Raw genomic sequence first — 21,111 nt, forward strand, 5'->3', positions numbered from 1 at the left:
CCGGCAAAATCGCCGGCCTTTTTTCGCGACAGGAAGTCTCCATGCAACGGATTGTGATTCTAGGAAATGCCGGTAGTGGCAAATCGACCCTCGCCCGCAGACTCGGCGAACGCCTCGGGCTATCGGTGGTGCACCTGGATACGCTGTTCTGGGAACCCGACTGGACCGAACCCGATGCAGAAGAGTTTCGTGAACGGGTTCGCGAAGCGGTCATGCCAGATGCCTGGATTTGCGAAGGCAACTACTCCCGACGCACATTCGACCTGCGCCTGCCGCGCGCAGACCTGATCATCTGGCTCGATACGCCGCGCCTCACTTGCTTGATTCGGGTGTTCATCCGCAGCGTCATGAACCGCCCTCGCCCCGACCTGCCAGCCGGCTGCACGGAAAAACTCAACCGGGCCTTCCTGACATTTCTTGGGTTCGTCTGGGCCTTTGATCGCGCCTATCGCCCCGGTATCGAGTCGGTGCGCTTTGCCATCGCGCCAGAGATTCCGGTATTGCACCTGCGGGACAAACGACAGATCGCCGCGTTTGTCGAAGGGCTGCGCGCAATGCCCGGGACTTGCCAAGAATAGAGACTTCATTGGCAATCCGCTGCTGTTCTGTGGTGTCCTGTCAGGCAGGAACCCGAGGTTCTGACCCGGGTCTACGACATCTCAGCCAGCAAACAATGAGGTCTGCTTCATGAGCAAAGCGTCTTACGTTCCGCCCAAGGTCTGGAAACACGAAGCGCCGTCCGGTGGACAGTTCGCCAGTATCAACCGCCCGGTGGCCGGGCCGACCCATGACAAGACCCTGCCGGTTGGCAAACATCCGTTGCAGTTGTATTCGCTGGCCACGCCCAATGGCGTGAAAGTGACGATCCTGCTCGAAGAACTGTTGGCCCTCGGACACACCGAAGCCGAGTACGACGCCTGGCTGATTCGCATCGGCGAGGGCGACCAGTTCTCCAGTGGTTTTGTCGAGGTCAATCCGAACTCGAAGATTCCGGCGCTGCTGGATCGCAGCGTGGAACCACCGATTCGCGTCTTCGAATCAGGTTCGATCCTGCTGTATCTCGCGGAAAAATTCGGCGCTTTGCTGCCCAAGGACCCGGCCGGCCGCGCCGAAACCCTGAACTGGCTGTTCTGGCAGATGGGTTCGGCACCTTATCTGGGCGGCGGCTTCGGGCATTTCTATGCCTATGCCCCGGAGAAGTTCGAATACGCGATCAACCGTTTCACCATGGAAGCCAAACGGCAGCTGGATGTGCTGGACCGACGCCTGGCCGAGAGCAAATACCTGGCGGGCGACAGCTACACCATCGCCGACATCGCGGTCTGGCCGTGGTATGGCCAACTGGTGCGCAACAACGTCTACTCGGCCGCCGAGTTCCTGGCCGCCCATGAGTACACCCATGTGCAGCGCTGGGCGGAAGAAATCGCCAAGCGGCCGGCGGTACTGCGCGGGCAGCGGGTCAACCGCACCTGGGGCGATGAGGACAAACAGTTGCCGGAACGGCATCAGGCCTCTGATCTGGATTGATCCTATTCGTATATGAAACAGGGCCTCAGCCGCATCCCGGCTGAGGCCCTGTTGTTTTAACGAGCGCGAACTACTTCGCGACCGCCGCTTTTTCAATCAGTCGGGCAACCGCCTCCGGGTGTGAAACCATCACCACATGGGAGCCACCCTTCACCACTTCTACCGCTTTGGCATCGGCGCGTTTGGCCATGAACGCCATCGCCTGCGGTGGAATGTTCTTGTCTTTGTCGCCGTAGATGTACCAGGACGGAATGTGCTTCCAGGCCGGGGCACCGGACTGTTCGTTGAGCGCCGCTTCAGTGACCGGGCGTTGCGTCGCCGCCATCAGCGCCGCTTGCGCGGCAGGCACGTCGGCCGCGAACTGGTCATGAAACTTGTCCTGCTGGATGTACAGATCCTTGCCGCCGTCAGCCAGTGCGACCGGCGCCGCCAGCGTCGGGCCGAGGGTGCTGCCCGGGAACTTGCCGGCCAGCCCGGCGACGGTCTCGCCCTGCTCCGGCGCGAAAGCGCTGACGTACACCAGTGCCTTGACATTCGGCCGGTCATTGGCCGCCTCGCTGATGACGTTGCCGCCGTAGGAGTGCCCGACCAGTACGACCGGCGACTTGATGCTCGCCAGCAGCGCGGAAAGCTCTGCGCCATCTCCTTTGACGCTGCGCAATGGATTGGCCGCTGCCACCACCGCGTAGCCATCCTTTTCCAGAATCTTCGCCACGCCGTTCCAGCTGGAGGCATCGGCAAAGGCGCCGTGTACCAGAACGACAGTGGGTTTTTCGGACTGGGCGAAAGCGTGGGCGCCTGCAAACAGGCTGCCGGCGACCGCCAATGCCGTGATCAGTTTTTTCATTGCGAACTCCTTGAGCGATTGAGCGAAGCGGATGATGTCCTTCGGGGCAAACGATGAGGTGGTGCGAAGGCTTACCAGTTCATGACGATGTCTCCGGACGTTGAAAGATCCAACCAGGCAACTGGTGTTGCCTCGTTGGAGCTCATTTGACGTCGCGCAGGTATCTCGTGTGTGTCACTGACAGGGGTAAAAGAATCGGCACGTATCGTTGGCGCGGGCGGATACACAGAGATACATGTCGCCCGCATCCTTCAGGACCCGGAAGCACTCAATCCCGGGAGTTTTCCATTGCGGCAAACCCACGCTCCAGGTCCTCAATCAGCGCCTCTACATCCTCCAGACCGATGTGCAGGCGCAGCACCGGGCTTTCGATACGCTGTTCCTGGCGCTCGGCGAGCGTGACCAGACTTTCGTAACCACCCCAGGACGCGCCTAGGCCGAATAGCCGCAGCGCATCGATGAAGCGTTCCAGTTGAGCGGTATCCGCTTGCTGCAATTCGAACGACAGCAGGCCATTGCTGCCGTTGAAATCGCGTTTCCACAACACGTGCCCGGGATGCTCCAGTAATGCGGGATGGAACACCCGCGTCACTTCAGGACGAGCCTGTAACCAGTGGGCGATTTCCAGCGCCTGGCGTTCATGGACTTCCATGCGCGCGGCCAGGGTTCGCGCACCACGCAGCACCAGATAGGCATCGTCGGGGCTGACCGTGGAACCGAAGGCATCGCTCATCGACGCCAGTGGCTGCCAGACGTCCTCGCGAGTGCAGACGCTGCCCATGACCACATCGCTGTGGCCGCTCAGGTACTTGGTCAATGCCATGATCGAGATGTCCGCGCCCAGCGTCAGCGGCCGGTACAGGTAAGCCGAGCCCCAGGTGTTGTCCACTGCCAGCAAAATCCCCCGGGGCTTGCACAGGGCGGCGATGGCCGGCAGGTCACTGAGTTCGTAGAGCAAGGAGCCTGGCACTTCGGTGTAGACCATCCGGGTGTTGCTTTGCAGTTGCGCCGCCAACGTGCTGCCGTCGGCCTTGAAGTAATCGACCTGAATGCCGAACGGCTGCAAAAACTCCGCTGCCAGACGCCGCACCGGGGCGTAGACCGCGTCGGTGATCAACAGGTGATCGCCGGGGCGCAGGTAGGCCAGAAAAGTCTGCGCGATCGCCGCCAGACCGGTGCCGAACAATCGCGTGCGATAGCCGCCCTCCAGCGCCGTGACCAGGTCCTCCAGGGCGAAGGCCGTAGGATTGCCCCGGGCGCCGTAGCTCAACACTCGTTCGGTGTCGCGGCGCCGACGGGCATCGCGCATGTGCGCCAGGTTGTCGAACAGCACGGTACTCAGGCGGGTGACCGGTACGTTGACCCCACGCGGGCCGCTACCGCTTTCAGGACGCGCCGCATGAACCAACCGGGTGCGTACTCGCGGGTTTTCGCTGGCCTGGGAAGGTGCCGTCAGCGGTTTGAGGCTGGCAATTTCGTCGTCGCTCATTTGCGCCAACAGACCGATTTCCCAGGCCAGATACTGACGCGCCGCGTCCTTGTTGCCGGAATGGCGGTCGTGGGTAAAGAACAGAAAATCGATGCACTCGCGATCCTCAGGGACGCCCGCGTCGGCCTGCACGCTCTGGCCCGCCGCACGCCACGCCTGAAGTCCGCCGTCCAGCAAGCGCACCTCGGCACGCTGGGCCGCCGGCAACTCCAGAACCGCCAGCGCAGCTATCGCCGGATCGTCGGCCAGCAGCACCAACGGCCGTGTTTCCCCAGCAACTGCCGCCGCCAGCAGCGGTCGGATCGACCAGCTTGAACCCGGGATATGCCCTTGGCGATAGACCATGCTCGGACGCAGATCCACCACGGCTACGGTTCGGTCTTTGAGCGCATCGGCCAGTGCCTGCGCCGAAATCAGCGGCACGCTCTGCTGCACGGTAACCGTACTCGCGGAGATCGCCAGACCGCTGTCCGTGCCGCCTGCCAGCACATAGGCCTCATGCCCCAATTGCCGCAGCCAACTGGCAATGATCGGCGCACGCACGCCCTCGCTGTCGAACACCACCACACGCGCCCGCCGCACGCCGATATACAGATCGGTGGATTGAATCAGTTGTCCGCCCGGCGTGTGCTGCGCGCCGGGCAAACTGCCGGCGGCGTATTCCTCGGCGGTGCGTACGTCGCACAAAAACACACTGCGTCCTGATTCCCCGGCCCATCGGGCGACTTCGGCGGCTTCGACGGTTTTCACTCCGGCGCGCTCGGCCAGGCGATTGGCCGCCCGTTGTCGGACCTCCAGCGCGTCACCGGACACCTGCTCGGCATAGCGGCGAGTGCTGCCATGTTCCAGCTGGAAATCTTCCAGATACCAGCCTTGAGTGCCGTTCTCCAGGGCATAGACCGGGTTCTTCAGCCCCAGATTGATCAGGGTCTGCGCGCCGATGATGCTGCGGGTCCGACCGGCGCAGTTGATGACGATCGGTGTGCTGTCATCCGGCAGCAGATCGTGAATGCGATAACCCAGTTCGCCGTTCGGGCAGCAGATCGACCCGGGAATGGTCATCTTGCGATATTCCTCGAACGGCCTTCCGTCCAGCATCACCAGCGGCTCGCCCCGCGCCTGCCATTGAGCCAGCTGCTGCGCGGTGACGTGCGGCGTATGGCTGGCTTCCTCGACCAGCTCACCAAATGCCTTGGACGGCACATGCACCCCGGCAAACAACTGATAACCCGCCGCTTGCCAGCCATCGGCACCGCCGGCGAGCCGATGTACGCGGTCGTAGCCCAGCGCCTGAAGGCGTTCTGCGCAACGCGCCGCAAGCGTCCCGTCATCCTGGTCGTAAATCACCAGTCTCACCCGGGGATCGGGCGCCAGACGCGCCACCTCCAGCTCCAGTCGGCTGTAGGGCAGATTGACCCCGTAAAACAGATGAGCTTCGCCGTACTGGCCGTGCTCGCGCACATCGAACAGGGCTATTTCCTGCCCGTCGAACAGCCACTGCTGCAGCTGCTCCGGGGATACGCTCTGGCTCATGAGTAGGCCTTGATCGAAGGCGCCATTTGCGAGGCGTTGTAGTTGAGAATGCGCCCGTCGGCCTCGACGCCGTAACGGCCGTTGAGGGATTCGAGGGGCAACCCGTAGAGATGGAAATGCAAGGTCGCCTGCTCGCCGTCCACGCGAATCCCGTGCAGATCCTCGCCGAGGAACGAAATCGATGTGCCAGGCTGCACGACCACTTCGTTTTGCAGGTGCAACGTGGTGTAACCCGGCTCGCGGCCTTCGTCACTGCGGGCATAGACGTAGTTGATTTCCTGACCCTCCACGGCGCTGATGATCGCCCAGGTCTCGTGGTTGTGAGGAAGGGTGCTTTTGCCCGGCAGCAGTGAATTCAGGTACAGCGTCGGCGTGTCGCCGTCATCGTTGAGACGGTAGCGAAACGCCGTGCTGCCCTGCCCCGGCACCGGCGCCGGGAACTGCTCGAAATTGAACAGATCACGCCGCTCGGCCAGCGCTTCGAGCAACACCACGATGTCCTTCAGGGCGGCGCGGTCGACGCCGCGTTGGTTGATGACGCGGACTTTCTTCAGGAAATCCTCGATGACATCGACTCGGTTTGCGGTACTCATTCAAAACTCCTCGGGTCAGACAGACAGGCTGTAGCGGCTCAGATTGCTCAACAGGTACGGGTCGTTCGCCAGCACCGGACGGCGGCCCGGATCGCCCAGAGCATGGCGCAGAAAGGTTCGGGTACGCTCGCTCGCGGGGTTCTGGAAAATCTGCGCGGTACTTCCGTGTTCGACGATCACGCCGTTCTCGGTGAAATAGACGACGTCGCTGATTTCTTCGGCAAAGCGCATCTCATGGGTGACCAGCACGCAGGTCATGCCCTCTTCGGTCAGTTCCCGAATTACCGTCAGCACTTCGCCGACCGTCTCCGGATCGAGGGCCGAGGTCACTTCATCGAACAGAATCAGTTCCGGGCGCATCGCCAAGGCACGGGCAATCGCCACGCGTTGTTGCTGACCGCCGGACAGTTGTCCCGGATAGGCATCGGCCTTGTGTTCCAGGCGTACCTTGGCGAGTAGCGCGCGTGCGCTTTTCTCGGCGTCGCTGCGGTTGTGGCCGAGCACCTTGCGCGGCGCCACCACCAGATTCTGCAAGACCGACAGGTGCGGAAACAGGTTGTATTGCTGGAACACGAACCCCACGCGCTTGCGCAATTCGATGCGCTGCGCTTCCTGCTGCAAGGTGTGCACGTCAGTGTTGCCGACGCGAATACTGCCGCGCTGGGGCTGCAACAACCCGGTGATGCAGCGCAGGATGGTCGACTTGCCCGAGCCGGACGGGCCGATGATCGATACCGCTTGCCCGCGATGCACGTCCAGGTCGATGCCTTTGAGCACCGGGTTGCCGGTAAACGACAGGTGCAGATCGCGCAGCCTGACCAGCGGTTCGCCGACGGATTCAATAGAAGGCATAACGGCGCTCCAGGGCTTGGGTGAGTCGGGAAATCGGATAGCAATAAGCGAAGAACAGCGCGAGCAGACTCAAGTAGATCACCACGGTGAACCCGGTCTTGTTCACGGTGTTGCTGGCGATCTGCGCGGTGTCGATCACGTCATGCACACCCACCAGCGACGCCAGCGCCGTGCCCATGGTGATCACCGCATACAGGTTCATCCACGGCGGCAGCATGCGTTTGAAGCACTGCGGCAGGATGATCGAGCGGAAAATCTGGCCTCGGGTAAAGGCCAGCGAACGCGCGGCCTCCCATTGAGTGGCCGGGATCGACGCCACGGCCCCACGGAAGATTTCCGCGATGTTGGCGCTGGCCGGCAGGGCCAGGCCGATGGTGACCTTGAGCCAATCGGGAAACGCGAAGTAGACACCGCCAATGCGCAGTTCGAACGGAAACACGTAGGTGGTGAAATAGATCAGCACCAGCCACGGTGCATTACGAAAGCACTGCACCCAGATCCGCGCCGGCCAGCGCAATCCACGCAGCGGCGACAACGCCAGAGCACCCACCAACAGCCCGAGCAGCGAGCCAATGGCGATCGCCACCAGACTGATCAATATGTTCTGCGCAAAGCCTCGCGCCAGTGCCGGCGACCATTGCAGCAAAGCCTTGGACACCGGGCTTTGCAGGGCGAAATACAGCAGCACCGCCCCCAGGCCGATCAACAGGAACAGTTTGCCGAGGTGGCGTCGCGGCCAGGCCGGCATCACCACGCCGGAAGCTTCAATGGCCATAACCGGGCATCCTCAGGCGCGCTTCAAGCAAACGCCCCACACAATTGACGAAGAAACTTAGCAGGCCGAAAAAGCCCAGGATCAGGATCATCAGTTCCAGCACGTTGTCGCTCTGGGTCCAGATCATGATCGCGGCGTAGGTGATATCGCCCACCGCGATGGCCGATGCCACGGCGGTCATTTTCACCAGGTCAATCAGGTTGTTGATCAGTGATGGCAAGGCAAAGCGCAGTGCCAGCGGCAATTGCACATTCCACAGCAACTGCCGCTTGCTGAAGGCCAGCGAGCTGGCGGCTTCCAGCGTCACGCTCGGTACGGTCTCGATGCCGGCACGCAGGGCTTCGGCATGGAACGCGCCCTTGTGCAGGGAAATCACGATCACCACCCAGGCGAACGGCGTCAGCGGATTGGCTGCGCCAACGGCCTGGGTCAGCAGCATGTTCAGCACCAGGAACGCGCAATACAGTTGCACCAGTGTCGGCGTATTACGGGTGACTTCGATGAACACCCGGGCCGGTTTCGCCAGCCACGGGTTGCCCGAGGTCAGCATCGCCGCCAGAGCGACCCCGGCCAGCAAGCTGCCGACGATGGTGAACGCGCACAACAGCAGCGTGGTCAGCGCGCCCTGCCCCAGGGTGCCGCGCTGGAAGGCGTCGAGCAAAAAGCCGTAATTCAAACCGAGGCCGCTCGCCCAGTGGACGAAAAGCTCAAGCCAGTGCCCCATGACTCAGGCGCCGTTCGCTTGAAACTGCTTTTGCAATTCCACCAGTGCCGGTGACGCGGGCGTAATGTGGTTGCGGGTCTGGGCGTCGATCAGCCAACCGCTGCGGTGCAGTTGCTTGATGATCGGATCGATACGGGCCTGAGTGTCCTGTTCGCCACGACGGGTCCAGATCACCGACGGCGCCGGGTTCAGCTCCGGGGAAATGGCTCGATAACCCTGCCATTCGCTGCTGTCGGCGATCAGCGGGTTGATCAGCGTTGCGTCATGTACCGCCGCGACGCAGTTGTTGCCGCGCAGCGCCAGCAAGGATTCCGACGAACTCTTGAAGGCCTTCAGCTCGGCGCCCAGTTCAGTCAGCGGCTTGATGTAGCTGCTGCCCTGGGAGGTGCAGACCGGTTGGCCCTTGAGGTCTTCCCAGCGGGTGATCTTGCTGTCCTTGAGCACGGCGGCCGTACCGCCCACCCGGTAAAACGGCGTCGGCACGAAACCGAGGATCTCGCCACGCTCAGCGGTCCATTCCATGTTGGCGATCAGCAGATCGACCTTGCCCTGCTGCAAAAACTGCACGCGATTGGCCGGCAGCACCGGCACCAGTTGCACCTCTGCTCCCAACTGCTTGCCCAGCTCTTGCGCCAGATCGACATTCAGCCCGCGCGGCTTCTGAGTGGCTGGATCAATGCCGCCAAACGGCCCACCCGACAGCAACACGCCGACCACCAGCACATGCCGTTGCTCGATCTTGTCCAGCGTCGCGTCAGCCTTGGCGGCAGCACCTGACAAGGCAATCAAGGAACCCAACATCACAGGCAAAAATCGTTTAACAGACACGCGCTTGAGCAACATGGGCTTCCCTTTCATGGACGATCGGCCAAGCCGATCCGATTGGGTCGCATCGTAGGTAGAGTGAATCGGCAACGGAAATTCTAAGATCTAATATCGTTATAACTTGCCGCGCGGCGAAAAATCACCCGAGCCTTAGATCCCAGTATTTATTGGGATTTCCTGCATTAGCGATTGTTAAATCCGCACTAATACATAACGATACGTGATGCTTATGTTTGCACCGCTGATGTAAAACACCTTCTGGAACCGAGCCATGTCGACGCTTGATCTCGAACTGCTGCGCACTTTCATCGCCGTGGTGGATCACCACAGTTTTGCCGAAGCCGGCGTGCATCTGAACCGCACGCAGTCGTCCGTCACCCAGCACCTGCAACGTCTGGAACAACAGGTTGGCGTGAGTCTGTTCGAGAAGCGCGGGCGACAAAAACACCTGACCGAATCTGGTTTGCAGTTGCTGCGCCACGCCCGGCAAATGCTCTCGCTCAACGACGACGCATTGAGTTCCCTGCGGGAAAACAGCTTGAGCGGGGTCTTGCGCATCGGCTCGCCCCACGACATCGCCGACACCATCCTGCCGCCGATCCTCAGCCACATCGCCCGCTCGGCGCCGCGCTTGCGTCTGGAGATCGATGTCGGTCGCAGCCCGTTCCTGATGGACGATCTGCACCGGGGCAAAGTCGACATGGTTATTTCCACCCGCTCCGACCCGAATCTTGAAGGGTTTGCCCTGCGCACCTCGCCGGTGTGGTGGATCTGCTCGGCGCAATACCTGCACACCCCCGGCGAACCGCTGCCGCTGATCCTGGTGGATGAGCCGAGCATCTATCGGCGTTACGCCATTGAAGCGCTGGAGCGGGCGAACATTGCCTGGCGCCAGGCCTATCTGGCCTCTAACCTGATCGGCATCAAGGCGGCCACCCGCGCAGGCCTGGGCGTCACCGCCCGCAGCATGGAAATGCTCGGCCCGGACATGCGCGTGCTCGGCGAAAACGACGGCCTGCCGCGCCTGCCGGACGTGACCTACCACCTGTGGATTCGCGCCAACACCGTCAACCCGCTGGTGCGCCGCGCCTATGAGCTGATCAGAAACAGTCGGGGGCTTTGACTGTCCGGCTTGCGTCGGAGCTGCCGACAACCCTGTATTCCGGCCGGGAATACGCCCATGAAAATCATGCATTTTATTTGTCGTCCGGGATCTCGTAGCGTGTCCCTTCCATGCATAAGGAGATCGCCCCGTGAACCCTTCCCCGCTGCGCCTGTATGTCGACGCCCAATTCACCAGCCCCTACGCCCTCTCGGCTTACGTGGCACTCCGTGAAAAAGGCCTCGAGTTTGAACTGAGTACGCTGGACCTCGACGCCGCCGAAAACCAGGCAGAAGGTTATGCCAGCCTTTCGCTGACCCAGCGGGTGCCGACCCTGGTCCATGGCGACTTCGCCTTGTCCGAGTCGTCGGCGATCACCGAGTATCTGGAGGACACGTTTCCTCAGTCGCCGGTCTACCCACAGGACCTGAAGCAACGGGCGCAAGCACGCCAAGTGCAGGCCTGGTTGCGCAGTGACTTGCTGCCCATCCGCCAGGAGCGATCCACGCTGGTGGTGTTTTATGGCCTCAAGTCCGGGCCGTTGTCGCCCGGCGCCGAATCAGCCGCGCGCAAGTTGTTCGCCGCCGCCCAGGCGCTGCTGGCCGACAGCCGCGAGCACCTGTTCGGCCAATGGTCGATTGCCGATGTCGACCTGGCCTTGATGCTCAACCGCCTGATACTCAATGGCGACGCCGTGCCGCCGGTACTGGTGGAGTACGCGCAACGGCAATGGCAGCGGCCGAGCGTGCAGGAGTGGGTGACGCGGCAGCGGCCTGCGCTGTAGACGTCACCCGTCGACTCAGCCCGCACTGCCAAGCAGGGTCTTTGGCTCCAGATACGCGCTCATCCCCCACTTGCCCATTTCTCGCCCGAGCCCCGAGTGTTTGAAGCCACCGAAGGGGGCGCGCGGTTCGTGGGACAAGGTGTTGATGAGCACGCGCCCCGAGTCGATCTGCCGGGCGATTCGTTCGCAACGCTGCGGATCCTTGCCCAGAACCAGAGCGCTGAGACCGTAATCGGTGTCGTTGGCGATGGCAATTGCCTCGGCGTCGTCCTCATAGCCGATGATGGTCAGCACAGGGCCGAAGATTTCCTCACGGGCAATGCGCATCTGATTGTTGGCCTGGGTAAACAGCGTCGGTTTCACGAACCAGCCAGCGTGCAAACCCTCGGGCCGGCCTTCGCCACCGGCGAGCAGTGTCGCGCCCTCCTCCTGCCCGAGACGGATGTAGCGCTGCACCCGTTCCCATTGCTTGCGGCTGACCATCGGGCCAATGTCGGTTTGCGCATCGCGCGGGTCACCGGACTGAATGTGCGAGACGGCGACTTTCGCCACTTGCTCGAACTCGGCCAAGCGGCTGCGCGGCACCAGAATGCGCGTACCGGCGATGCAGGCCTGGCCGCTGTTGAGGAAACCGGCGCCCAAGACCAACGGCATGACGGCTGCGAAGTCGGCATCGTCGAGCACCACGGTGGGCGACTTGCCGCCCAGCTCCAGGGTCACGCGCTTGAGCGTGGCGGCCCCGGCGCCCACCAGATGCTGGCCCACGGCGGACGAACCGGTGAACGAAATCTTCGCCACATCCGGATGACGGGCGATTTCCTCACCCACCACATCACCACGACCATTGACGACGTTGAACACACCCGGCGGCAAGCCCGCCTCGTGCAGCGCTTCGATCACGATCTGCGTCTGCAGGGCGCTCATCTCGCTGGGTTTGATGACGGCGGTGCAACCTGCTGCCAATGCGGTCGCGAGCTTGTTGCAAATGAAACCGGCATTGCTGTTCCAGGGCGTGATCAGACCGGCAACGCCCACCGGGGTCTGGATCACTTTCGCCGAACCGACCTGCTCTTCGAAAGCGAAGGATTCCAGCGCATCGATCGCCTGGGCGATGACATCGGCCGGATACGTCGCCATCCAGCGGCCACGGACCAGCGGCGCGCCGTATTCCAGCAGGATGGCCTCCATCAACTCGTCTTCCCGAGCGGCCACGGCGGCGTGCATCCGTTTCAGCACCGCAACGCGCTCCTCGCGGGAGGTCTGCGACCAGGTGCGGAAAGCAGCCTTGGCCGCCGCGATGGCGCGCTGCGCATCTTGGGCATCGCCCAACCGCACCTGGCCGATGACTTCTTCGGTGCTCGGGTTGTGGAGGTCGAACCATTCCTGACCGTGAGGCGTGACAAATTCACCGTTGATGTAGATGTGTTCGATGCGTTGCATGAGCGTTCCTCGTCAGAGGCTCTTTGAGAGCGAGCCGGTATGAAGCGGAGTCTAGGAATGCTTTACTGTTTCGATAAGACGCTCTTTCGCTGATGACATATCCCTGATTTCAGGACAATCCATGCACAAGACAGGAATGATCGAGCTGGAAGTGGTGCTGGCCGTGGCCCGCCGCAACAGCTTTCGCGGTGCCGCGCAGGAACTGGGCATGTCCACCACGGCGGTCAGCAGCGCAGTGGCCGGGCTGGAGGCGCGCTTGAAGGTGCGCCTGTTCAATCGCTCGACCCGCAGCGTGGCCCTGACCGATGCAGGCCAACGCTACGTGGAACGCATCGCCCCTGCGCTGGCGGAAATCAAAAGCGCCGGAGAGGAAATCGGCGCCGGCCCCGACCAGCCCAGCGGCACCCTGCGGATCAACGTCCCGTACGGCGCGGCGAATCTGCTGCTGGTGCCGCTGTTCGACCAATACGCCCGGCGCTATCCCGAGGTGTCGATCGATATCGTCAGCGAGTCGCGCCTGATTGACGTCGTCGCCGAAGGCTTCGACGCCGGTATTCGCCTGGCCGAATTCGTACCACAAGACATGATCGCGGTGCCGCTCTCGGGCGACACCCGCATGCGGGTGGTGGCAACCCCCGAATACCTCGAACGTCACGGCACGCCCGAGCACCCGCGCGACCTGCTCAATCACCAGAGCATCGGCATGCGCATGGCCCACGGCGGCCTCTATCACTGGGAACTGGAGCACGGCGAGCAGAAACTGCAAATGGACCTGCCAGTGCGCCTCGTCTTCAATGAGTTGCCGGCGATCAAGCAGGCGGTGCAGCTTGGATTGGGCATCGGTTTCATTTGCGAATGGTTCATTCAGGACGAATTGAAAACCGGCGCACTGGTGCCCGTGCTGACTCAGTGGTGCCCGCCGTTTGGCGGACTGAGGCTTTACTACTCGGGGCATCGTTTCGTGCCGGCGCGGTTGCGGGCACTGATCGATCTGGTGCATGAACTGCGGTTGGCTGAATCTTGAATCAGACAGCGCGTTGATCGAGCAACGGTGTCACAGAGTGGGTGAACTCAAAGATGGCTCAGTCCTTGTAACGCAGCGCATCAACCACGACGCCAAACGCCGACGAATGCTCCCGGCGGTTAGGGTAGTAAAGATGGTAACCGGGAAAAGGCTGGCACCAATCCTCCAGCACCCGAATGAGGCTTCCATCGGCCAGTTCTTTGACCACCATATCTTCCGGCAGGAAGGCCAGCCCACAACCGGCGACAGCCGCACGCAGGATCGGCATGCTGCTGTTGAACGTCCACTGGCCTTCGACACGTGCCTTCAACTCATGCCCGTCCTTCTCGAAATCCCATTGCAGAAGGCTTCCGTGGGTGGGCAGGCGCAGATTGATGCAGCTGTGTTCGGCAAGGTCGCCAGGCACTTTCGGCCAAGGTCGCCGGTTGAAGTACTCGGGGGAACCCACCACCGCCATGCGTAACCTTGGGCCGACCGGCACGGCAATCATGTCCTTGGCCACTTGATCGCCCAGACGTACGCCGGCGTCGTAACGTTGGGCGACGATGTCGGAGAGTGCGTAGTCGACGGTGATTTCAACTTTGATGTCCGGGTAGCCGGGAAGCACTTTCAACAGCTTCGGCCAGAGAATGTTGTTGGCTGCATGCTCAGAGGCTGAGATGCGCACGTTACCGGCAGGGGTATCACGAAACTCGCTGACCGCCGCCAATTCGAACTCGATTTCTTCGAAACGCGGTGCCATGGAAAGGTACAGCCGCTCGCCAGCCTCGGTCGGGGATACGCTGCGGGTGGTTCGGGTCAGCAACCGAACCCCGAGCCTTGCCTCCAGCGCACGCATTGTGTGGCTCAGGGCCGATTGCGAGACACCCAACTGTGCCGCAGCGCGGGTAAAGCTGCCTTCACGGGTGATGACCACGAAGGCTTGCAGGTCGTTGAGGTTGGCACGGGACATTGATGAGAACCTCTCATGAGGGGTGCTGGATTGTCCCATGTAATCATTCTCGGGCGGATACACGCACGAATTTCTGTTGATCTACACCCCTCAACAGAAATTCGCCGCGCACGCACGCGGGTCAGCGACCGGCTCTCGGTTGTGGCTGCTGAAGCTTCAAACCGCGTGACTTTCTGATCACAGGGTTCTCGCATAGAACGCGTTCAGCTTGTCCAGGGCCGCATCGACGTACCGGGGGACCCAGTAGGTTTCGATATGAGTGGCCCCCTCGATAATGAACAGTTCCTTGTCTTGAGTACCGGTGGCCTTGGGAAAGGCATCCTGAGTCATGTACAGGCTGTCGGCCTTGCTGCCCGCGATCATCAGCAACGGCTGATCGATCAATTCGATCTGGTTGGTGGCGTCGAAACGCATCAGATCCAGGAGACTGCTCGTGGTGTACTTGAAGGTAGAGTTCGGGTGCGCATGGGTCTTCCAGTAGTACTCGTAACCCTGGCGGTACAGCGCGAACGGCAGCCTGGCTATCTGCTCGTCGGTCAGGTTGGCATCCCCCGAGTAAAGCACCTCGCCGCCGGCCGCTTCCTGGGCACGAGCGGCAGACGCCTGTTGCAGGCGTTGCGCGATGGTGTCCAGTTGCGAGTCGTTGTAGCCGTTGCGACGAACCCGCCCGGAGTTGAACATGCTGACCGTCGCCAGCGACTTGAAACGCTTGTCGGTCTGCGCCGCCGCCAACGAATACCCTCCGCCGCCGCAGATGCCGAGCAAACCCAGACGCTTGCCGTCGACACCCGCGTACTGCGTGATGAAGTCTGCCATGCCGTGGATGTCTTCGATGCGGTACGCAGGCTTGTCGATACTGCGCGGCTGGCCGCCACTGGCACCCTGGTAGGCGGCATCGGCCGTAATCGTGATATAGCCCTGTTCAGCCAGTCGCTGCGCATACAAACCGGCAACTTGTTCTTTCACCCCACCGTTGGGATGCGCCACGACCACCGTCGGATAAAGCTTTTTCGCGTCGTAATTGGCCGGGGTGTAGACGTTGGCGGCGATGTCCAGACCGTTGAGTTTGTACGTGACCGGATGAATATTGACCTTGCCAGGCTCGTTGTGGGTGATGGCACCGTCGTAAACCAGCGTGAACGGGTTCTTTTTGTAATCGGCGGCGGCGACCTCACCGGCAGAAGCACCGACCATGGCAGCCATCAACGAAGCTTTCAGAATTTTGTTTCTCATGTGATTTCCCTGGGTGTCATTTGAAATGCGCGATGCCTGTTTTTTGGGGAGTCGCCTCGGGTTTCAGCGATGCTGACCCGATCAATCCAGGCCTTTCTCATGGAGAAAACCGGACACCAGATCGGCGATCTGAACGTTGTTCAAGTCCGACATCGGAAAGTGGGTATTGCCCTTGATGCCGATCTCCGGCAAATGAATCAGCCTCACATCGCCGCCGTGCCGATTGACGGCATCACGCCATAGCCGGGCCATCTCGAGTCGGGCGCGCCAACTGTCCTGCGCGGGCAGCTCCACGGGCTGCTCCGGAATGTTGTCGCCGTAGAGGACAAGGATCGGAATTCGCGTGAGCGCCTTGAACTGCTCCATTGGCACTGCTGCCCCTTGCACGGTGTCGAAAGCGCTGGGAATCGGCGCCGGCAGTTCACCTTCCGGGAAGACGAAACTGCTGCCCGGTTCGAAAGCCACAATGGCCTTGACCTGATTGTTCCTGATCGCCGTCAACCAGCCCGGGCCGCCACCTTGCGAGTGCGTGAACAGGATGCCCGGCCCGACTTTGTCGAAGACCGACGACACGCCAGCGGAGACCACGTTCATGTCGAACGCTCCAGTGTTTGGCGTCATTGCGCGGAAGAACTGATTGCGTGTCGACGCATCCTGCGCAACCTGAACACCGTCGAAATAGTTCGGCCACAGACCGATGCGGAACTGGTTGAACCACAATTGCTCGTCCGGTACAGGCTTGACCGTCGCCTCGACCATGCTGCGCCCGGCAGCGCCACGGCGCGGCTGATCGATCAGATACACGCCGAACTGGCGGCGCAGAAAAATGGTCTGGAACCCTTCCCGGCCATCCGCCGTGGTTTCCCAGGTTTTCGAGAATTGGCCGGCGCCGTGCCACATGACGATGGGCAGCTTCCGGGCATCGACCGGGATTTGATAGAAAGCGTAGGCATGGTCGCCGTGGTAGGTCTGACCATCAGGCGTCAGGGGCTTGTATGGGTTGAAGGTCCCGGGGGCGGTTGTCATTGTCCCGCCAGCCGCGAAGCTGCCCTGCTCCTGAATCACCAAGGGGGCAGTGACATTGTCCGGACGATCAGAATGAGCCGCGCAAGCGGCCAAGCTCGATACGAAGCCAAGGCACAGCGCAACGCGCGCACCTCGCGGCCGGGTCGAGCAATGAGCAGTGTCTGATTCAGACGTCATCGGAAAGTCTCCATTCATCTTGATCACTTGCTTTGGTATTGCGCATCCGAGACTTTTTCCGCCCATGTGACGGTTTTTCCATCCAGTGCTTCGGCAATTGCGATATGGGTCATTCCGGAATTGGCCGTCGCCCCGTGCCAGTGACGCACCTGCGGCGGGATCCAGACGATGTCCCCCGGATGGATTTCCCGACGCGGACCACCCTCTTGCTGCACATAGCCGACACCGGCCGTGACAATCAGCGTTTGCCCCAGCGGATGGGTGTGCCAGGCCGTTCTCGCGCCGGGCTCGAAGGTCACCGTAGCGCCGCCGGCACGGGCCGGCGGGTGGCCCCTGAACTGGCCATCGACACTGACTGAACCGGTGAAGTTTTCGGCTGCCCCCCGGATTGATGGCTGAGAGCCCGCAGTGCTGATCCGGATGTCGTCGGCAGCCTAGGCATCCCTGTCCCCAGCAAGAAGCGACAGGGCTACGAGTGGAGCGAGCAACGCGTTCATCGACGAATGCCTCCGCTTCATTTCGGTTATCGCCCGACTCGCGCCTTTAGGGCTTCGGGGTAGCGGTCACCTTGAACGGGAATCTGCGACAGCACCGAATCAATGGCGCCCAGATCCGCCGCATCGAGCGTGATCGCCGCACCACCGAGGTTTTCTTCCAGACGATGCAGTTTGGTGGTGCCGGGAATGGGTACGATCCAGGGGGCTTGAGCCAGCAGCCAGGCCAGGGCTATCTGTGCCGGCGTCGCCTGTTTGGCGGCGGCAATCTTGCGCACCTGTTCGACCAGGGCCTGGTTGGCCTGCAGCGCTTGCTGATTGAAGCGCGGCACGATGCTGCGGAAATCGTCGTTGCCAAAAGTGGCATCTGCGCCAATGGCTCCGGTCAGGAAACCCTTGCCCAGCGGACTGAAAGGCACGAAGCCTATGCCCAGTTCAGCAAGGGTCGGCAGAATTTCCTGCTCAGGTTCGCGCCACCATAGCGAATATTCGCTTTGCAGCGCGGTAACCGGTTGCACCGCATGGGCACGGCGAATGGTCTGCGCGCCCGCCTCGGACAGCCCGAAGTGCTTGACCTTGCCTTCCCGGATCAACTCCCTGACCAGTCCGGCAACGTCCTCGATCGGTACGTCCGGGTCGACGCGATGCTGGTACAGCAAGTCGATGTAGTCAGTCTTCAACCGTCGCAGTGATCCCTCGACAGCCATACGGATGTGCTCTGGCCGACTATTGAGAATCTGCTGCTTGTTGTCGGAGCCGAAGGTAAAACCGAACTTGGTGGCAATCACCACTTTGTGGCGAATCGGCGCCAGTGCCTGCCCTACTACCTGCTCGTTAAGGTAGGGACCGTAGACCTCGGCGGTGTCGAAGAAGGTGACGCCTTGATCAAACGCCGCGCGGATAAGCGAGACGGCCTCGGCGGTGTTGGTTGCCGGCCCATAACCGTGACTGAGGCCCATGCATCCGAAGCCCAGGGCCGAGACTTCAAGTGAATGGTTGCCGAGTGTGCGCTTGTGCATGTGCAGTCTCCCTGCTTGTGCTGACCAGCATTGAGCTGTCGAGAAAACAAGATCCGGCACCGCCTGATCCACGTCGGAACAGGTGCGATGCCACTGCATAAAACAGTAAGCGACGGATCAGCCAGGGACTAGACGGCTAAATCGGCAAGGCTTCGTGAGCTGAATTCATTAATCGGCGCAACTCAGTGATGTAGCTATTCTCTCGGCAAATCCGACAACTGAGCACATCAGCTCAATCCCGCTGCCCCGCTTCCATCGATCATTGATGTCTCGTTTGCAATCTCCGGCCACTGACCCATGATCGATTCGCGTATCACCTTGCTAGTGTTGTTGTGCGGGCTGGCCGAAACCGCTGCCGCGAGCGGTTTTCTGGACGACGCAAAGTCCGAAGTGCTCCTGCGCAACTTCTACCTGAGCAACGACTACCGCTCGCCCTCGCCCACCGACAAGAACTACAAACAGGAATGGGCTCAAGGGTTTATCGGTACTTTTTCATCCGGATTCACGGATGGAGCAATCGGTTTCGGGCTCGATGCCCACGCCTTTACGGGGCTGAAACTGGACGGCGGCAAGGGTCACTCCGGCACCGGCCTGCTGCCGGTGGACAGTGACGGGCGCAGTGAGCACGACTACTCCAGCGCCGGTGGTGCGCTCAAGCTGAAGGCCTCACGCACGACCCTGGCCTTCGGTGAAATGACCGTGGAAACGCCGGTATTCGACACCTCGGACAAGCGCCTGCAACCGGAATACGCCACGGGTTTCCTGCTCAACAGCCGCGAGATTGAAAACATGGGGCTGGTCGCCGGGCATTTCACCGCGTTCAAGAACCAGGACAGTTCATCGGGCAAGGGCGACTTTTATGGCTATGGCGCCAACACCGAGGCCGGCGCCATCAGTTTCATCGGTGCCGATCTGTTCAGCGATAGCCCGGTCGGCGGCGCGCTGTACGCCTCAGAACTGAGCGACACCTGGCACCAGTACTACGGCAATCTGCACTTCAAGCAGTCCGGCATGTTTCTCGATGCCAACCTCTACCACACCCGCGACACCGGCCGGGCGCTCGCCGGGGAAATCGACAACACCGCGTTCAGCCTGTCCGGCAAATACACCTTCGGTGCCCATGCAGTGATGCTCGGCTGGCAGCGGATCAACGGCGACACACCGTTCGACTTCGTCGGAGGCGACTCGATCTACCTGGCCAACTCCATCAAATACGCCGACTTCAACGGCGCCAACGAACGCTCCTGGCAAGCCCGCTACGACTTTGACTTCGGCGCACTCGGCATCCCCGGCCTGAACTTCATGACCCGCTATGTCTCCGGCAGCCACATCGACGGCACCCACGCCCCCAAGGGCGGCGCCTACAACCCGTTCGACCCCGACAGCGGCCAGTATCAACCGCAGCAAGGTGATGGCGGCAAGCATTGGGAACGCGATATTGATTTGCGCTACATCGTCCAGTCGGGTGCGGCGAAGGACCTGTCGGTGCAGTTGTCCCACGTTTCGCACCGGGCCAACACGGCTCAGGCGGGGGATGACATTGATCGGATTTATGTGGTGGTGCAGTACCCGCTCAAGTTCTGAAAAGGGGCTACACCACAACGTTACTGAGTCGAAGGACCCGCCGCGCCGATTGCATTGAATACCGCATATTTTTCTAGCTCAGCCTGGGTCAGTCTATGTATCGATGTCGAATCAACCTCCAGACTATCGCTTAGAAGACTTTGGTGAATCTCGGCTTCATCGGAACGGCCCAGCATGTCACGGTATCCCGAGGTGTAGAAATACGGCCAAAATTCGTTGAGCTTGAAATGGCATACGCATAAGTCCACCGGAACGCCTGAACGATGAACTCCAATATTGAAATCACTTCCCAAAGCAGTTCTTGTTTTCCCCATCAGAAGAAGGTACGGACAGGCGGACTGACATTGTACTTTTGAGGTTGTTACTCCGTTCTCGAGTTTGTAGCGCTCAGCAAGACATGTATTCAAGTTATTGGACTTGATCCAGTTGCCGATACGCTGTGCGGCATCAGCATTACCACCTGGACTGTTGAAGCATACGGTGTCGAACTTCGTCTTTTCAGCTACTTGCTCGACCGCACTCAACGTGCCATCGTCAATTGCGCCAATGATGATCAAGACATTTTTCTTGCAGTCCGTATTTTCCTTGTTGCAAGCGTCGCCAAGCATGGCCTTTTTTATTTCTATCGATTTGTCGGCCACTTCAACAGCTTCGCTAGGAAATATCGAGTGCCACAACATCGGGGCGACCGTGCAAACAGTCAACGCTCCCAAAAACAAAAAAAATGCCAAGAAAAATGCGTTTCTGATTAATACGAATATCTTTTTAAGCAAAACAGTCTTCCCTGAAAGTCATTTGGAAAATGTCGAAATAAACGCACTGCGGTAAATCGCCGTACGCGTTCAATTCGCAAAGAGTATGAGGAGATGGCAGGAGGAAACTTGTCATCAAGAGTGGCGCTCGGAGACCTCTCACCCACCCAAATGATGTCACATAGCCTTCATTCTGTGAATGACGCGCTTCCGTGCCATGAGCGCAGAGACGAAAACAAAAAATTCATCCAGCGAAGCTATGGCGGAAGGCAGCCGGAGTCGAACCTGCCCGGGAACGGATGCCGTCCCCAACCGGGTTTGAAGCCCGGCCGCGCCACCGGGCGCGATTGCCTTCCTTG

General features: G+C 60.8%; 20 protein-coding genes and 1 tRNA gene. 6 read left to right on the forward strand and 15 right to left on the reverse strand.

Features of this window, described 5'->3' with window-relative positions; translation table 11 throughout:
- The first annotated feature begins 41 nt into the window (after window positions 1-41).
- Window positions 42-578, forward strand: a complete 537-nt coding sequence (locus tag N8H74_RS05975; RefSeq protein ID WP_262146559.1) for an AAA family ATPase — start codon at window positions 42-44, stop codon at window positions 576-578.
- Between the two features lie 109 nt (window positions 579-687).
- Window positions 688-1,527: a glutathione-dependent disulfide-bond oxidoreductase gene (gene yghU / locus N8H74_RS05980; protein ID WP_217831169.1), complete on the forward strand. Its 840-nt coding sequence runs from the start codon at window positions 688-690 to the stop codon at window positions 1,525-1,527.
- Window positions 1,528-1,597: 70 nt separating this feature from the next.
- On the opposite strand, the gene N8H74_RS05985 is transcribed toward yghU, so the two are convergent.
- From N8H74_RS05985 to N8H74_RS06015, 7 genes are all read right to left on the reverse strand, one after another.
- Complete coding sequence (locus N8H74_RS05985) at window positions 1,598-2,374, reverse strand: alpha/beta hydrolase (RefSeq protein WP_262146560.1); 777 nt, start codon at window positions 2,372-2,374, stop codon at window positions 1,598-1,600.
- A gap of 268 nt (window positions 2,375-2,642) precedes the next feature.
- A complete protein-coding gene (gene metC, locus N8H74_RS05990; RefSeq protein ID WP_262146561.1) occupies window positions 2,643-5,396 on the reverse strand; it encodes a cystathionine beta-lyase in 2,754 nt (917 codons plus the stop codon).
- Entirely contained in the window at window positions 5,393-5,989 is a 597-nt protein-coding gene (locus N8H74_RS05995; protein WP_262146562.1) for a cysteine dioxygenase, read from the reverse strand. Before N8H74_RS05995 ends, metC begins: the two co-directional genes overlap by 4 nt.
- A 15-nt stretch (window positions 5,990-6,004) precedes the next feature.
- Window positions 6,005-6,841: an amino acid ABC transporter ATP-binding protein gene (locus tag N8H74_RS06000; protein WP_262146563.1), complete on the reverse strand. Its 837-nt coding sequence runs from the start codon at window positions 6,839-6,841 to the stop codon at window positions 6,005-6,007.
- Window positions 6,828-7,616 (reverse strand): amino acid ABC transporter permease, encoded by a 789-nt coding sequence (locus N8H74_RS06005; protein WP_262146564.1) that lies wholly within the window; start codon window positions 7,614-7,616, stop codon window positions 6,828-6,830. Before N8H74_RS06005 ends, N8H74_RS06000 begins: the two co-directional genes overlap by 14 nt.
- Window positions 7,606-8,340, reverse strand: a complete 735-nt coding sequence (locus N8H74_RS06010) for an amino acid ABC transporter permease (RefSeq protein ID WP_262146565.1) — start codon at window positions 8,338-8,340, stop codon at window positions 7,606-7,608. Before N8H74_RS06010 ends, N8H74_RS06005 begins: the two co-directional genes overlap by 11 nt.
- A 3-nt stretch (window positions 8,341-8,343) precedes the next feature.
- Entirely contained in the window at window positions 8,344-9,183 is an 840-nt protein-coding gene (locus N8H74_RS06015) for a transporter substrate-binding domain-containing protein (RefSeq protein WP_262146566.1), read from the reverse strand.
- A gap of 253 nt (window positions 9,184-9,436) precedes the next feature.
- On the opposite strand from N8H74_RS06015, the gene N8H74_RS06020 reads away from it, so the two are divergent.
- Both N8H74_RS06020 and yfcF read left to right on the forward strand, forming a co-directional pair.
- On the forward strand, window positions 9,437-10,288 hold the full coding sequence (locus tag N8H74_RS06020; RefSeq protein WP_262146568.1) for a LysR substrate-binding domain-containing protein: 852 nt from the start codon (window positions 9,437-9,439) through the stop codon (window positions 10,286-10,288).
- A gap of 130 nt (window positions 10,289-10,418) precedes the next feature.
- Window positions 10,419-11,051, forward strand: a complete 633-nt coding sequence (gene yfcF / locus N8H74_RS06025) for a glutathione transferase (RefSeq protein ID WP_262146569.1) — start codon at window positions 10,419-10,421, stop codon at window positions 11,049-11,051.
- A 15-nt stretch (window positions 11,052-11,066) separates the two neighbouring features.
- Here yfcF and N8H74_RS06030 read toward each other — a convergent pair whose 3' ends face one another.
- Window positions 11,067-12,491 (reverse strand): aldehyde dehydrogenase family protein, encoded by a 1,425-nt coding sequence (locus tag N8H74_RS06030; RefSeq protein ID WP_262146570.1) that lies wholly within the window; start codon window positions 12,489-12,491, stop codon window positions 11,067-11,069.
- Between the two features lie 121 nt (window positions 12,492-12,612).
- On the opposite strand from N8H74_RS06030, the gene N8H74_RS06035 reads away from it, so the two are divergent.
- Complete coding sequence (locus N8H74_RS06035; protein WP_262146572.1) at window positions 12,613-13,515, forward strand: LysR family transcriptional regulator; 903 nt, start codon at window positions 12,613-12,615, stop codon at window positions 13,513-13,515.
- Between the two features lie 58 nt (window positions 13,516-13,573).
- Here the strand turns inward: N8H74_RS06035 and N8H74_RS06040 are convergent, their stop codons facing one another.
- The 5 genes from N8H74_RS06040 to N8H74_RS06060 form a co-directional block, all read right to left on the reverse strand.
- Complete coding sequence (locus N8H74_RS06040; protein ID WP_262146574.1) at window positions 13,574-14,467, reverse strand: LysR family transcriptional regulator; 894 nt, start codon at window positions 14,465-14,467, stop codon at window positions 13,574-13,576.
- Between the two features lie 177 nt (window positions 14,468-14,644).
- Complete coding sequence (locus N8H74_RS06045) at window positions 14,645-15,700, reverse strand: alpha/beta hydrolase (RefSeq protein ID WP_262146575.1); 1,056 nt, start codon at window positions 15,698-15,700, stop codon at window positions 14,645-14,647.
- 81 nt (window positions 15,701-15,781) lie between these two features.
- Window positions 15,782-16,903 carry an alpha/beta fold hydrolase gene (locus tag N8H74_RS06050; RefSeq protein ID WP_262146711.1) on the reverse strand — a complete coding sequence of 374 codons (1,122 nt, stop codon included), beginning with the start codon at window positions 16,901-16,903 and terminating at the stop codon, window positions 15,782-15,784.
- A gap of 23 nt (window positions 16,904-16,926) precedes the next feature.
- Entirely contained in the window at window positions 16,927-17,325 is a 399-nt protein-coding gene (locus N8H74_RS06055; RefSeq protein WP_262146712.1) for a cupin domain-containing protein, read from the reverse strand.
- A 101-nt stretch (window positions 17,326-17,426) separates the two neighbouring features.
- Window positions 17,427-18,416, reverse strand: coding sequence for an aldo/keto reductase (locus N8H74_RS06060; RefSeq protein WP_262146576.1), 990 nt, complete (start codon window positions 18,414-18,416; stop codon window positions 17,427-17,429).
- 297 nt (window positions 18,417-18,713) lie between these two features.
- Between N8H74_RS06060 and N8H74_RS06065 the strand changes: the two genes are divergently transcribed.
- Complete coding sequence (locus N8H74_RS06065) at window positions 18,714-20,000, forward strand: OprD family porin (protein WP_262146577.1); 1,287 nt, start codon at window positions 18,714-18,716, stop codon at window positions 19,998-20,000.
- Between the two features lie 20 nt (window positions 20,001-20,020).
- On the opposite strand, the gene N8H74_RS06070 is transcribed toward N8H74_RS06065, so the two are convergent.
- Both N8H74_RS06070 and N8H74_RS06075 read right to left on the reverse strand, forming a co-directional pair.
- Window positions 20,021-20,773 (reverse strand): hypothetical protein, encoded by a 753-nt coding sequence (locus N8H74_RS06070; RefSeq protein WP_262146578.1) that lies wholly within the window; start codon window positions 20,771-20,773, stop codon window positions 20,021-20,023.
- A gap of 239 nt (window positions 20,774-21,012) precedes the next feature.
- A tRNA-Sec gene (locus N8H74_RS06075) sits at window positions 21,013-21,108 on the reverse strand.
- Window positions 21,109-21,111: the final 3 nt, after the last annotated feature.

It is taken from the genome of Pseudomonas sp. B2M1-30, from assembly GCF_025447575.1.
Taxonomy (GTDB): domain Bacteria; phylum Pseudomonadota; class Gammaproteobacteria; order Pseudomonadales; family Pseudomonadaceae; genus Aquipseudomonas; species Aquipseudomonas botevensis.